The 11,868-nt window shown below is 71.2% G+C and carries 12 protein-coding genes; 10 read left to right on the top strand and 2 right to left on the bottom strand.

Translation table 11 applies throughout. From position 1 onward, the window contains the following. Positions 1-12: 12 nt before the first annotated feature. Together def and ACT01A_RS04675 are read left to right on the top strand one after the other, a co-directional pair. Complete coding sequence (gene def, locus ACT01A_RS04680) at positions 13-618, top strand: peptide deformylase (protein WP_445151084.1); 606 nt, start codon at positions 13-15, stop codon at positions 616-618. Next, entirely contained in the window at positions 615-1,451 is an 837-nt protein-coding gene (locus ACT01A_RS04675) for a methionyl-tRNA formyltransferase (protein ID WP_445151083.1), read from the top strand. The genes def and ACT01A_RS04675 overlap by 4 nt, the downstream gene beginning before the upstream one ends. Here ACT01A_RS04675 and ACT01A_RS04670 read toward each other — a convergent pair. Continuing rightward, entirely contained in the window at positions 1,444-3,039 is a 1,596-nt protein-coding gene (locus ACT01A_RS04670; RefSeq protein ID WP_445151082.1) for an ABC-F family ATP-binding cassette domain-containing protein, read from the bottom strand. The genes ACT01A_RS04675 and ACT01A_RS04670 overlap by 8 nt on opposite strands. A gap of 64 nt (positions 3,040-3,103) precedes the next feature. On the opposite strand from ACT01A_RS04670, the gene rsmB reads away from it, so the two are divergent. From rsmB to ACT01A_RS04630, 8 genes are all read left to right on the top strand, one after another. Then, positions 3,104-4,297, top strand: a complete 1,194-nt coding sequence (gene rsmB, locus ACT01A_RS04665) for a 16S rRNA (cytosine(967)-C(5))-methyltransferase RsmB (protein ID WP_445151081.1) — start codon at positions 3,104-3,106, stop codon at positions 4,295-4,297. Then, on the top strand, positions 4,284-4,508 hold the full coding sequence (locus tag ACT01A_RS04660; protein WP_445151080.1) for a YfgJ family double zinc ribbon protein: 225 nt from the start codon (positions 4,284-4,286) through the stop codon (positions 4,506-4,508). Before rsmB ends, ACT01A_RS04660 begins: the two co-directional genes overlap by 14 nt. 22 nt (positions 4,509-4,530) lie before the next feature. After that, positions 4,531-5,187: a ribulose-phosphate 3-epimerase gene (gene rpe, locus ACT01A_RS04655; protein ID WP_445151079.1), complete on the top strand. Its 657-nt coding sequence runs from the start codon at positions 4,531-4,533 to the stop codon at positions 5,185-5,187. Between the two features lie 49 nt (positions 5,188-5,236). Then, positions 5,237-5,590, top strand: coding sequence for a response regulator (locus ACT01A_RS04650; protein WP_445151078.1), 354 nt, complete (start codon positions 5,237-5,239; stop codon positions 5,588-5,590). A gap of 36 nt (positions 5,591-5,626) precedes the next feature. Continuing rightward, complete coding sequence (locus ACT01A_RS04645) at positions 5,627-7,384, top strand: histidine kinase (RefSeq protein WP_445151077.1); 1,758 nt, start codon at positions 5,627-5,629, stop codon at positions 7,382-7,384. Further along, positions 7,375-8,019 (top strand): response regulator transcription factor, encoded by a 645-nt coding sequence (locus tag ACT01A_RS04640; protein ID WP_445151076.1) that lies wholly within the window; start codon positions 7,375-7,377, stop codon positions 8,017-8,019. Before ACT01A_RS04645 ends, ACT01A_RS04640 begins: the two co-directional genes overlap by 10 nt. Positions 8,020-8,113: 94 nt before the next feature. Continuing rightward, positions 8,114-8,821, top strand: coding sequence for an ABC transporter ATP-binding protein (locus ACT01A_RS04635; protein WP_445151075.1), 708 nt, complete (start codon positions 8,114-8,116; stop codon positions 8,819-8,821). Between the two features lie 36 nt (positions 8,822-8,857). Continuing rightward, positions 8,858-11,401: an ABC transporter permease gene (locus ACT01A_RS04630; RefSeq protein ID WP_445151074.1), complete on the top strand. Its 2,544-nt coding sequence runs from the start codon at positions 8,858-8,860 to the stop codon at positions 11,399-11,401. Here the strand turns inward: ACT01A_RS04630 and ACT01A_RS04625 are convergent. Beyond that, entirely contained in the window at positions 11,392-11,862 is a 471-nt protein-coding gene (locus tag ACT01A_RS04625) for an AAA family ATPase (RefSeq protein ID WP_445151073.1), read from the bottom strand. The two genes, ACT01A_RS04630 and ACT01A_RS04625, sit on opposite strands and share 10 nt — an antisense overlap. Between the last annotated feature and the right edge of the window lie 6 nt (positions 11,863-11,868).

Here is an 11,868-nt window from a genome sequence, read left to right as displayed (position 1 = left end):
CATTCAGGTCGAATGGCCCAGCACCACGAGGAACTGGAAGAGGCGCTCGAGCCTGAGACCAAGCTCGACCCGGAGACCGCCGCACGGCGCCGGGCCGCGCTCGCGCACGTGCGCAAGTACGGCGATCCGGTGCTGCGCAGCACGGCGCGCAAGGTCGATCGGTTCGACGACGAGCTCCGCGACGAGATCGCGCGGATGGGCGTGCTGATGCACGACGCCTACGGGATCGGCCTGGCCGCCACGCAGGTCGGGATCCTGCACCGCGTGCTCGTCTACCGCGTCGAGCAGGACAGCCCGGTCAACGCGCTCGTCAACCCCGAGGTCGAGTGGAGCTCGAAGGACAAGGAATGGGCTGAAGAGGGCTGCCTGAGCCTGCCGGCCGTTCACGTCGAGGTCGAGCGTCCCGTCCACATCCGCGTGCGCGCCCAGGACGAGCAGGGCGAGGAGATCCTCGTCGAGGCGTCCGGCCTGGAGGCGCGGGTCATCCAGCACGAGATGGACCACCTCGACGGCGTCCTGATCCTCGATCGCACCCCGCGCGACCAGCGCAAGGAGGGCATGCGCGCCCTGCGCGCCGCGCTCGAGGCCGAGGAAGACGCCGAGACGGCCGCGTCGTGAGCGGCGGCGTTGTCTACCTGGGCACCAGCACCTTCGCGGCCCACGTCCTGCACGCGCTCGCCGACGGCCCGCACAAGCCGTCGCTGGTCGTCACGCGACCGGACGCCAAGCAGGGCAGAGGGCGCAAGATCGGCCCGCCGCCGGTCGCGGTCGCCGCGCGCGAGCTCGGCATCGACGTCGACCAGCCCGCATCGGTCAACGACGAGGAGGCGGTCGCCCGGATCGCCGCCGTGCAGCCGCGGGCGGTGATCCTCTGCGCGTTCGGCGCGCTGGTCAAGGAGCCGCTGCTGAGCGACTACGACATCTTGAACGTGCACCCGTCGCTGCTGCCGCGCTGGCGCGGCGCGGCGCCCGTCGAGCGGGCGATGATGGCCGGCGACGCCCAGACCGGCGTCTCGATCATGCGCCTGGTCGCCGACCTGGACGCCGGACCGGTCTACGCGCAGAAGCCCGAGCCGATCCTGCCGACCGACACCTACGCCTCGCTCGCCGCGCGCCTGGAGGACATCAGCGTCAAGCTCCTGGAGCAGGTGTTGGAGACCTCGCCCGCGCCGGAGCCCCAGCCCGAGGACGGCATCACCTACGCCGAGAAGCTCTCCGCCGAGGACCGCACGCTCGACCTCACCCGCGCGCCGGAGGAGAACGTCCGCATCATCCGCGCGCTGCACCCGCACATCGGCGCGCGCATCGCGCTGCCGTCCGGCGACTTCCTCGGCGTCCAAGAGGCCACCATCAACCTCGACGGCGGCCTCGAGCTCGTGACCGTCCAACCCGCCGGCGGCCGCGCGATGGCCTACACGGAGTACCTGCGCGGCCACGCGCCGGTCATCTGAGCGTCCGCACCTCCAGGTCCTTGACCTCGACCACGCGGTCGGCGATCCGGTCCAGGAAGTAGCGGTCGTGGGAGACCGCGATGATCGTCCCGTCGAAGCGTTCCAGCGCGCCTTCGAGGACCTCGACCGAAGCGATGTCGAGGTGGTTGGTCGGCTCGTCCAACAACAAGCAGTTGGCGCCTCCGAGCATCAGCGTCAGGCAGCGCAGGCGGGTGCGCTCGCCGCCGCTCATCGACGACACCGGCCGGCGAACCTGCTCGTAGTCGAAGAGGAACCCCATCAACTTGCGGACGGCCTCGTCCTCGGTCATGCGGCCCATGGCGCGGACGACGTCGATCGCGCTGGCGTCGTCGGGCAGCTCGCCGACCGACTGCGAGAGGTGGTCGAAGGCGATCGAGGGACCGGCCCAGCGCGCCCCGCCGCTCAACGGCAGCTCGCCGGCGAGCAGCTTCAACAACACCGTCTTGCCCGCGCCGTTGGGCCCGACGATCCCGAGGCGCTCGCCGCGTCCCACTTCGAGCGAGACGTCGATCAACACGGGGTCGAACTCCGCGCCGTCCAACGCCACCACGCGCTCGCCGCCGCGCGCCGCGCTGCGCAGCTCCAAGGCCATCTTGCGCCGCTCCAGCACCGGCCGGTCGACCGTGTCGATGCGGTCGATCCGCCGCTGCATGTTGCGCGCCCGCGTCGCGAAGCGCTCGTCGAGCGTGCGGCGCGCCCACTCGTTGAACTGCTTCATCGCGGCCTCCATGCGCGCGATCTCCTTCTGCTGGGCCTGGTAGACCTCGGCCTGGCGCTTGAGCGCCAGCTCGCGAGCGACCGTGTAGGCGCTGTAGGCGCCCGGCCACATCTTCACCCGGCCGCCGTCGAGCTCGGCGATCGACGTGACGACCTCGTCCAGGAGGTAGCGATCGTGGGAGACCACGACGACCGCGCCGGACGCTCGCGCCACCAACTCCTCCAACAACGCGCGCCGGTCCATGTCCAGGTGCGCTTCGGGCTCGTCCAACAACAACAGGTCCGGCTTGCGCACCAGGCACGCGGCCAAGGCCACCAGCTTGCGCTCGCCGCCGCTCATCGAGCGCGTCGGCCGCGCGTCGTGCTCCGGAGCGCGCATTCCGAGGCCGCGCAGGATCCGCAGCGCGTCGCCCTCGACCGTCGACGCGCCCAGCGCCTCCACCAGCCGCGCCTGACGCTCCAGCAGCCGCTCCATGCGCTTGAGGTCGCTCGCCAGCGCCGGGTCGGCCAGGGCGGACTCCACTTCGCCCAGATCCTTGTGCAGCGCCGCGACCTCCGGCACCGCCGCGCGCACGGTTCCCATCGCGGTGCGTCCGTCACCCGCGACCATCTGGGGCAGGAACGCGACCGTCGCGCCCTTGCGGACCGTCAGCGTCCCGGCGTCGGGCGTGTCGTGGCCCGCGAGCAGCCGCAGGATCGTCGACTTGCCCGCGCCGTTGGGTCCGACCAGACCAACGCGGGCGCGCGGGCCGACCTCCAGATCGAGGCCGTCGAGCACGCGCCGTCCGCCGAAGCTCTTGACGACGTCGCGCAGCGTGAACGCGGGAGCGGTGGGAGCACTGAGCGACATAGCACCACCACGGTATTCGCCGTCGGACAGCGAGTGCCACAGGGAAGTTCCTAGTCTAGGAGCGGTGCCTGCCAGCCCCGCACGCCGGACCGCGCTCACCGTCCTGCGCCGCGTCGAGGAGCAGGGCGCCTTTGCCGACCGCGCGCTGCACGGCGACGCGAAGGAGCTCGACGCCCGCGATCGCGCGCTCGCCAAGCGCCTCGTCTTCGGCACGATCCAGCGCCGCGGCACGCTCGACTGGATCATCGCCCGGCACGTGACGCGCGCGCTGGAACCGCAGGTCCGCGCCGCGCTGCTGCTCGGCCTCTACCAGCTGCTCTACACCGACGTGCCCGCGCACGCCGCGGTCGCCGAGTCGGTCGAGCTGGCCAAGCCGTCGCCCGGCGCCAAGCTCGTCAACGCGGTCCTGCGCAAGGTCCAGCGCGAGGGCGTCCACCTGCCCTCAGACGACACGCCCGAGGGCGCCGCGATCGTCCACTCGCACCCCGAGTGGCTGACCAAGATGTGGTGGGACTGGCTCGGCCCCGACGAGGCCCGCGCGCTGCTGGCCGCCGACAACGAGCCCGCCGAGCTGGCGCTGCGGATCAACCCGCTGGCCGGCGTCGAGGTCGACATCAAGGGCCGTCGTGAGGACGACGCGCTGGTGATCGAGGGGCCGATCGACGTGCTCGCTCATCCGCTCTACGCCGCCGGCGCGATCACGCCGCAGTCGCGCGCCTCGCAGCGCGTCGCCCGCGTCGTCGACCCGCAGCCCGGCGAGCGCATCCTCGACCTCTGCGCTGCGCCCGGCGGCAAGACCACGCACCTGGCCGCGCTGATGGGCGACCAGGGCACGATCGTCGCCGTCGAGAAGCACGCCCAGCGTGCCAAGGCGCTGGAAGCGCAAGCCACGCGGATGCACGCCACGAGCGTGACCGTCCACGTTGGCGACGCCAAGGAGGTCACGGCCGATCAGCTCGGCGGCAGCTTCGACCGCGTCCTGATCGATCCGCCGTGCAGCGGCCTGGGCACGCTGCGCACGCACCCCGACCTGCGCTGGCGCGCGACGCCTGAAGCGATCGAGGTCCTGCGCCGTGAGCAGGAGGCGATCGTGGACACCGCCCGCACCCTGCTGAAGCCCGGCGGGCGCCTCGTCTACTCGACCTGCACGCTGTCGCCGCGCGAAGAGGTCGTGGCGGGCGGCACGGTTCAACGCACCCTTCCGCACCGCGACGGGACCGACGGCTTCTATATTGCCGTTTCGGATGGCGACGTCTAAAGAGCTCGGGCTGAAGTGCCCCGGATGCGGCGAGCCGTGGTTGCGACCGACCACGCTGGCTGGCCGCTACCGCTGCGTGTACTGCCTGCACCGCTACGAGCTGCGCTCCGTCTGCCCCGACTGCGGCGAGCACGGCACGATCGTCCGGATGTCGTCGACGGCCACCACGCAGTGCAATCACTGTGGCGGCTCGATGCTCATCGAGGTCTAGCGGTTACCCTGCCGCGCGTCCCATGAGCCTGAACCGCCGCATCGCCCCGTCCATCCTGGCCGCGAACTTCGCCAAGCTCGGCGACCAGGTCCGCGAGGTCGTCGACGCCGGCGCCCGCGTGATCCACGTCGACATCATGGACGGCCACTTCGTGCCGCCGCTGACGATGGGCCCGCTCGTGCTGAGCGCGCTGGTCGACCAGGGCTTCGAGGGCGTCGAGTACGACGTCCACCTGATGGTCGAGCGCCCCGAGCAGCACATCGCCGACTTCGCCAAGGCCGGCGCGCACAACATCACCTTCCACGCCGAGGCCACGCCGCACGTCAACTACACCGTGCAGAAGATCCGCGAGCTGGGCTGCACGGCCGGCGTGGCGGTCTGCCCGGCGACGCCGCTGGACGTCTTCCGCGAGATCACGCCCGATCTGGCGTTGTGCATGACCGTGAACCCGGGGTGGGGCGGACAATCCTTCATCGAGTCCTCACCGGACAAGATCGCCCGATTGCGCAGCATCCTGGGCGATTCGGTCGAGCTGGAGGTCGACGGCGGTATCGACGTCTCGACCGCGGGTCTGGCCGCGGACGCCGGCGCCACGCTGTTCGTCGCCGGGAGCGCCCTATTTGGCGCGCCGGACCCCGCGCAGGCCTACCACGACATCGCTGCCGCGGCCGGGGTGTAGCCAGCCGTACCTCCCGGTCCTTTTGCAGGACCGATGATGTGAACAGCCCGTGAGCACGAAGGTCCTCATCGTCGACGATCACCCGACCTTTCGGTCGACCGCTCGCCTCCTGTTGGAGAGCGAGGGGTTTGACGTAATCGGGGAGGCTCCGGACGGCCTCAGCGCGATCGCCGCGGCCGACGAGCTGCACCCGGATCTCGTGCTGCTGGACGTCAACCTGCCGGATCTGGATGGGTTCGACGTCGCCGCGCGGATCACGAGCGTGCTCGGCGCGCCGGCCGTCGTGCTGACCTCCAGCCGCGACAGCTCGGACTTCGGGCCGCTCGTCCACCGCAGCGGCGCGCGGGGGTTCATCCCCAAGGGTGAGCTCTCAGGGGCTGCGCTCACCGCGCTGATCCGGTAGTCCTACCCCCACGATGATGTCCGCGGAGCGACAGCCGTGAGCTCGCTGCGGGCCGCGCTCGCCGCGCTGTTTGCGGCCGCGGTCGCGATGGCCGCGGTCCTCGTCGCGCTGGTCACGTCCTCCGATCACGAGAGCGACCCGGCGCTGACGGCGACCGTCGGGGCGGTCATCGGGCTCTCCTATTGCGGGATCGGCCTGTTCGCCTGGTGGCGGCGGCCGCACAACCGCTTCGGCGCGCTGCTGACCGGCGTCGGCTTCGCGTGGTTTCTCAGCAGCGGCCTCACGGAGGCCAACGACGCGTGGGTCTACACGCTCGGCGTCTACCTCGGGTCGCTCTACCTGGCGCTGCTCGGCCACCTGCTGCTCGCCTATCCGTCGGGACGTCTGGAGACGACGCCGGCGCGCACGCTGGTCGCGCTGGCCTACCTGAACGTCTTCCTCGTGCAGATCCCGTTCCTGCTGCTGGGCGGGGACCTGTCGGACGAGCCGCACGCGCCGGGCAACGCGTGGGGGCTGGCGGACTCGCCCGACAGCGCGCAGGTGTTCTCGTCGGTCTTCGAGCTCGTCGGCGCGGTGCTGACGATCTGGCTGGCGGTGCAGCTGCTGCAAAAGCGGGCGCTGGCGTCGGCGCCGCAGCGGCGCGCGATGGCGGCGGTGCTGTGGACCGGCGTGGTGATGATGGCCGCGCTAGCGGTCGCGCTGGTCCAGCAGCTCTTCAACGGCGACAACCCGGCGGTCGCGGGACCGGGCGTCGCGGCGCTCGTGGCGTTCGCGGCGCTGCCGTGGGCCTACGTGATCGGCTTGCTGCGCTCGCGGTACTCGCGAGCGGGCGCGGTCGGGGACCTCGTGGAGCGCCTGAACGCCCAGGGCATCGAGGGCGAGTCCTTGCGCGACGCGCTGGCCGAAGCGCTGGGCGACCGCTCGTTGGCGCTGGCGTTCTGGTCGCGCGGCAGTGAGCGCTACGTCGACTCTCACGGCCAGCCCGTCGACCTGCCGCCGGCCACGTCGCGCTCGCGCGCGGTGACCGAGATCGAGCGCGAGGCGGTGCCGGTCGCGGCGATCGTCCACGACGCGGCGCTGCTGGACGAGCCCGGGCTGGTGCGCGCGGCGGGCGCCGCGGCCGCGCTGGCGCTGGAGAACGAGCGCCTGGAGGCCGAGCTGAAGGCGCGCGTCGCCGAGCTGCAGGTGTCGCGGGCGAAGGTCATCGAGGTCGGCTTCCAGGAGCGGCGTGCGCTGGAGCGCAACCTCCACGACGGCGCCCAGCAGCGGCTCGTGGCGCTGTCGCTGCAGCTCGGGCTGGCCAAGACCAAGCTGCGCGACGACCCCGACACGGCCGAGCGGATCCTGGACGGCGCGCGGATCGAGCTGGCCAGCGCGCTGGAGGAGCTGCGCGAGCTGGCGCGCGGCATCCACCCGGCGATCCTGACCGACCGCGGGCTGACCGCGGCGCTGGAGGCGCTGGCCGCGCGAGCGCCCGTTCCCGTCGAGGTCGAGGACGTCCCAGAGGACCGGATGCCGACGCCTGTGGAGGCCGTCGCGTACTTCGTCGTGGCCGAGTCGCTGACCAACATGGCCAAGTACGCGGAGGCCGAGTATGCGAGTGTCCGCGTACTTCGGGAGAATGGCTATGCAGTGGTGGAGATCGAGGACAACGGCATCGGCGGCGCGGACCCCTCTGCAGGGACGGGGCTCCGTGGGCTGGCCGATCGCCTGGCGGCGCTGGACGGCCGCCTGGAAGTCGATTCACCACCTGGTGTCGGTACAACCGTGAGGGCGAGGATTCCGTGCGCGTAGCGCTCGCTGACGATTCCGTGCTGCTCCGCGAAGGACTCGCGGCGCTGCTTGAAGGCAAGGACTTCGAGGTCGTGGCCCAGTCGGGCGACGCCGAGGACCTCTTGCGCAAGGTCGGGGCCCACAAGCCCGACGTGGCCATCGTGGACGTCCGCATGCCGCCGACGCACACCGACGAGGGGCTCAAGGCCGCGCTGGAGATCCGCGAGCGGTTCCCGGAGACGGGCGTGCTCGTGCTCAGCGCGTATGTGGAGGAGTCGAGCGCGCTCGAGCTGCTCAGCGACGACGCCGCGGGCATCGGCTACCTGCTCAAGGACCGAGTGAGCGACGTCGATCGCTTCACCGACGCGGTCCGGCGTGTGGGGGAGGGCGGCAGCGCCCTGGACCCCGAGGTCGTCTCGCGCCTGCTCGGCCGTCGCCGCCGCGAGGATCCGCTGGAGGCGCTGTCACCGCGCGAGCGCGAGGTCCTGGGCCTCATGGCTGAGGGCCGCTCCAACCACGCGATCGCCGACGCCCTGGTCGTCACCGAGCGCGCGGTGGAGAAGCACGTCACCTCGATCTTCACCAAGCTCTCGCTGCCGCCGACGGTGGAGGACCACCGCCGCGTGCTGGCGGTGCTCGCCTACGTGTCGTCCTAGGGGTTCGTCACCGCTGGCCCTGTGACATCCCCTAGGGGGTCAAGGGGAGCTAGCCGTACCCCTGCTCGGAGGCCATGCTGGAAGGCTGCTGAGCATGACCTCCATCGTCTCCGCGCAGGATCTCCGTCGGGTGTACGGCGAGGGCGGCGCCGCCGTGACCGCGCTGGACGGCGTCAGCGTCGACTTCCCCGCCGGGGCGTTCACGGCCATCATGGGTCCGTCGGGCTCCGGCAAGTCCACGTTGATGCACCTGCTCGCCGGGCTGGACCGGCCGACGGACGGGACCGTGACGCTCGACGGCACCGAGCTGACCACGCTGAACGACGACGCGCTGACCCAGCTGCGGCGCGATCGCGTCGGGTTCATCTTCCAGGCGTTCAACCTGCTCCCCGTGTTGAACGCCCGCGAGAACATCGAGCTGCCGCTGTCGATCGCCGGGCGCAAGCCCGACGACGCCTGGGTTGACCAGCTGATCGACCTCGTCGGGTTGAGCGACCGTGTCACGCACCGGCCGTCGGAGCTGTCCGGCGGCCAGCAGCAGCGCGTGGCGGTCGTGCGCGCGCTGGCCTCGCGGCCCGCCGTCGTGTTCGCCGACGAGCCCACCGGCAACCTCGACTCCGCGTCGTCGACCGAGATCCTGCAGCTGCTGCGGCGCTCGGTGGACGAGTTCGGCCAGACGATCATCATGGTCACGCACGACGAGGAGGCCGCCGCCTACGCGGACCGGCTGCTCGTGCTGCGCGACGGCCAGATCGTCGAGGACCGCGAGCCCAGCGGCGCCAGCTCCCCAGCCGCCGTCTAAGCCCCTCCGACCCCTCTCCCTCTCCCCAGGTCCTCCATGCGCAAGATTGCCATCCGCGGGCTGCTCGCCCGCAAGGTCCGACTCGCCCTGACCGCGCTCGCGGTCGCGCTCGGCGTCACGTTGATCGCCGGCACCTACATCTTCACCGACACCATCAACAAGTCGTTCGAGAACATCTTCGTCCAGTCCAACAAGGGCACGGACGTCGCGCTCTCGCCCAACGACGACCTGTCGGGTGATGAGGACCCGCCGCCGATCCCGGCTGCCGTGCTCAAGCGCGTCGAGCAGGTTGATGGTGTTGCGCAGGCGGAGGGCTCGGTCTTCAGCGCGGGTGGCTCGTTCCGCAAGGCCGACGGCTCCAAGCTCAAGGGCCAGGGCTTCAACGCGATCGCCGGCGCGCACGACGTGCAGCGCTTTGAGTCCTTCGCGCCGACCGACGGCCACCTACCCCGGACCGCCGACGAGGTCGCGATCCCCAAGGGCACGGCCGACAACAACGACTTCAAGGTCGGCGACAAGCTCCAGATCGCCGACGAGGCGCCCAAGAAGCTGTACACGATCTCGGGCATCGTGAAGATCTCCGGCGTCGACTCGTTCGGCGGCGGCGTGATCGCCGTGATGACGCTGCCCGAGGCGCAGCGGATGACCGGCCACGGCGAGTCGTTCGACGAGATCGAGGTCGCGGGCAAGCCGGGCGTCACGCCCGAACAGCTGCGGACGCGGATCGCGAAGGTCGTGCCGTCCGGCGTCGAGGTGCGCACCGGCGAGCAGCAGGCCGACAAGCAGACCAAGGACATCAACGACGGGTTCTTGAACGTCTTGCGCACCGCGCTGCTGGCGTTCGCGGGGATCTCGCTGTTCGTCGGCGCGTTCCTGATCTTCAACACGTTCTCGATCACGGTCGCCCAGCGCACCCGCGAGTTCGCGCTGCTGCGCGTCCTGGGCGCCAAGCGCAAGCAGGTGCTGCGCTCGGTGCTGGCGGAGGGCCTGACGATCGGGATCTTCGGCTCGGCCGTCGGGCTCGGGCTCGGCGTGCTCGTCGCCGGCGGCCTGCGCGCGTTGTTCAAGGCCTTCGGGGCCGACCTGCCGACGACCAGCACGGTGATCGAGACGCGCACGGTCGTCGTGTCGCTGGTCGTCGGGACGATCGTGACGCTGCTCTCGACGATCGCGCCGGCCATCCGGGCGACGCGCGTCGCGCCGCTCGCCGCGCTGCGCGAGGGCTTCAGCACCGACCAGAAGCGCTCGCGCTGGGCGACGCCGGTCGCGTCGGTGCTGACCGTCGGCGGCCTGGCCGTCATGGCGCTCGGCCTGTTCGCGTCGCTGAAGCCCAACGCGGCGCTGTCGCTGATGGGTCTCGGCGCCGTTCTGACCTTCCTCGGCGTCGCGTTCCTCAGCCCGCGCCTGGTCGGCCCGATCGCCGGCTTCGTCGGCGCGCCGTTCGAGCGCCTGCGCGGCGTAACCGGGCGGATCGCGCGGGAGAACACGGTCCGCCAGCCCGGCCGGACCGCGGTCACCGCGGCCGCGCTGATGATCGGCGTCGCGCTCGTGACGTTCGCCTCGGTGTTCGCCGGGAGCGCGAAGACGACGTTCCGCGACGCGGTGACCAACGGCTCCAAGGCCCAGGCGGTCATCCAGAACACCGACGGGTTCTCGTCGTTCACGCCGCAGGCGACCGCGGCGGTCGCCGAGACGCCGGGCGTCAAGGACGTCGCCGCGGTCCGCTTCGGCCAGGCCAAGGTCGACGGCAAGAAGCAGGGCGTGACCGGCATCGACCAGGCGACGTTCGCCAGCCTCTACCGGTCGGGCTGGAAGCAGGGCAGCGACGCGACCTGGCAGCAGCTCGGGCCGGGGACCGTCGTCGTCGGCAAGAAGTACGCGGAGGACAACGACGTCAAGGTGGGGCAGACGCTGCAGCTGGAGACCAGCCTGCGCAAGAGCCTGCCGCTGAAGGTCGTCGGGATCTCCTATGACAAGGGCGGGCTGACCGGCGGCCTCACCGTCGCCAACGACGTGCTGGCCAAGGACTTCGGGTTCCGCAAGGACGCCTTCGTGCTCGTCGGCTACGACGGGACGCGACCCGCGGGCGAGGTGAAGGCGTCGATCGACAAGCTGTTGGACGATCGCTTCCCCGAGGCCGAGGCGCAGACCAACACGGAGTTCATCGACGGCCAGGCCGCGCAGATCGACCAGGTCCTGTACTTGATCTACGCCTTGCTGGCGATGGCGATCGTCGTGTCTTTGTTCGGGATCGTGAACACGCTGGTGCTGAGCATCTCCGAGCGCACCCGCGAGTTCGGCCTCCTGCGCGCGATCGGCATGTCGCGTCGCCAGGTCCGGCGCATGATCCGCTACGAGGCGATCATCACCGCCCAGATCGGCGCCGTCATCGGGCTGGTGTTGGGAATCGTCCTCTCGATCCTCGTGACCCGAGCGATCGACGACTTCCAGCTCTCGATCCCGATCGCGACCCTCATCGGCCTCCTGATCGCCACGACCATCGCCGGCATCTTCGCCGCGATCCTCCCGGCGCGCCGGGCCTCTCGCCTCAACGTCCTCGAGTCGCTGGCCTACGAGTAGGCCGGCGGCTCGCCGAGGAAGGCGAGGAGCGCGTCGGCGACCTCGGGCACGGGGGCGATCGTGCTGAGGACGAGGTCGGCAGACCGCCGGAGCAGGGGCTCGACCGCGTCCAGGTCGGCGAGCACCTGCTCGCGCTCGGCCGGGCTCCGTCCGTACGGGTTCGAGGTCCGGGTGCCCAGCCGCAGGACGAGCTCGTCGCGCGGCACGGTCAGCAGGACGCGGCGGTCGAAGGGCAGGGCGGCCTGCTCTTCCGAGCACCCGGCGAAGAACAGCACCCCGCCGTCGAGACTCTCCGCGAGGAGGGCCGCGACCGCGTCGGCGCGCCAGCTCCAGCGACCGTCGGCGCGCGGCTCGCTGAAGCCGTCGTCATCGGCGTCGTAGGCCACGTGGCCCCGGCGCCGCAGCTCGTGCACGAGCGTCGACTTCCCCGTTCCGGACATCCCGGTGAGCAGGACGCGCACGTGCAG

The organism is Baekduia sp. Peel2402, from assembly GCF_052567285.1.
The sequence above is the reverse complement of the archived record's forward strand: the minus strand, read 5'-3'. Positions and strand labels throughout refer to the sequence as shown.

What these genes read in the sequence shown, in the direction of transcription:
- rpe (WP_445151079.1), top strand. Translation starts at nt 4,531, where the DNA reads ATGAGCCTGAACCGCCGCATCGCCCCGTCCATCCTGGCCGCGAACTTC.
- ACT01A_RS04630 (WP_445151074.1), top strand. Translation starts at nt 8,858, where the DNA reads ATGCGCAAGATTGCCATCCGCGGGCTGCTCGCCCGCAAGGTCCGACTC.
- ACT01A_RS04660 (WP_445151080.1), top strand. Translation starts at nt 4,284, where the DNA reads ATGGCGACGTCTAAAGAGCTCGGGCTGAAGTGCCCCGGATGCGGCGAG.
- ACT01A_RS04635 (WP_445151075.1), top strand. Translation starts at nt 8,114, where the DNA reads ATGACCTCCATCGTCTCCGCGCAGGATCTCCGTCGGGTGTACGGCGAG.
- def (WP_445151084.1), top strand. Translation starts at nt 13, where the DNA reads ATGGCCCAGCACCACGAGGAACTGGAAGAGGCGCTCGAGCCTGAGACC.
- ACT01A_RS04670 (WP_445151082.1), bottom strand. Translation starts at nt 3,039, where the DNA reads ATGTCGCTCAGTGCTCCCACCGCTCCCGCGTTCACGCTGCGCGACGTC.